Origin of the sequence: Pseudoalteromonas sp. c7(2019), assembly GCF_011378625.1 — a bacterium.
Lineage (GTDB): Bacteria > Pseudomonadota > Gammaproteobacteria > Enterobacterales > Alteromonadaceae > Pseudoalteromonas > Pseudoalteromonas arctica.
In genome coordinates, this window is sequence record NZ_WTKS01000044.1 from 1 (window position 1) to 1,212 (window position 1,212).

At 37.7% G+C, this 1,212-nt stretch carries 1 protein-coding gene; it reads right to left on the reverse strand.

Features of this window, described 5'->3' with window-relative positions; translation table 11 throughout:
• Window positions 1–41: 41 nt before the first annotated feature.
• Window positions 42–1,025, reverse strand: coding sequence for an IS110 family transposase (locus GQR38_RS19905; protein ID WP_165723107.1), 984 nt, complete (start codon window positions 1,023–1,025; stop codon window positions 42–44).
• Between the last annotated feature and the right edge of the window lie 187 nt (window positions 1,026–1,212).

Below are 1,212 nucleotides of genomic sequence, written 5' to 3' on the forward strand. Positions count from 1 at the left end.
CCTGTAGATACCATCTCTCATTTTAAGCTTCAAGGTCGTATTTAACTTTCTTGGAGCTTAAACGCTTCTTGGTTTTTTATTACACCAAAACATATATGAATGAGCTTTCGCATATTTGCACACACAGCTTGCATCGGTGTTTTACCATTGTTTATTAACGTTAACTTGTGTCTCTTTATTGTTTTATTCCATTGCCCTGCAACAATGGCCGCCATATAAAGTTTACATCGAATTCTGGCTGGCCCAAGTTTACTGATTGATGTTCGCCCTTTTAATGTACCCGATTCATTGTGCCGTGGAATTAATCCACAATAAGCTGCCGCTTCTTTGGCTTTATTGAATTTTTTAGCGGCGAATAAATACGTCAGCTCTCTCGATAATACGGGCCCTATGCCAGGGATAGACTCAAGTAGTTTCCTGTTTCTTTTTAAATCAGGTTCATTATCTATGTGGTTATCAATGTCAGATTTAAGCTGTTTAATTTCATCGTCTAAAAACGCGATAGTCACTTTTATCGATTGGCAAACACGTGCTGAAACGTTGCTGAATTCACTTGCTTCTAATCGGTTAGCTTCTCGTTGTCGGTTACTCTCAAGCGCATCTAAACGACGAATAAGGGCTTTAAGCTCTCTAATTTCTAATGCATCAGGTTGCCAATAACTAACGACTGCGTGCTTAGCACAGCCGTAATGAGCAAGCATCGTTGCATCAGATTTGTCTGTTTTATGAATTATGTTTAAAGCGTCTGCATACTTTTTAGCTTTACCGGGATTCGCTAAAATAATATTAAAGCCTTGCTCGTGTAAAAAATACATCAGTGCTTCATGATAAACACCCGTTGGTTCGAGGGTGATAACGAGCTCATTAGCAGCGCTTTTAGTTGTATTTAAAAGCCATTTTTCTATTGCTAAAAAGTCTTGATGCTTGTTTTTAAAGACTTTTGTTTTAATTTTGTTTGTAAGCTGGTCTCTCAACCACGATAAATCAATCTTCTCTTTACTAATATCAATGCCGATAAACATCATCTCTACTTACTCCCCTTGTACATACAGCATCTACTTAAAAAAAGTGTGCTTGGATACCATTCAGTTTCTGAGAATAGAAAGTCAGGGCCTTATCTACGGAGCAGTATTAAATACTAGACGCACAGGCAAGCTCACTGACTTCGATGTGATAAATGATAGCTAATCATTTATCAATGAGAGATACAAG

What these genes read in the sequence shown, in the direction of transcription:
- GQR38_RS19905 (WP_165723107.1), bottom strand. Translation starts at nt 1,025, where the DNA reads ATGATGTTTATCGGCATTGATATTAGTAAAGAGAAGATTGATTTATCG.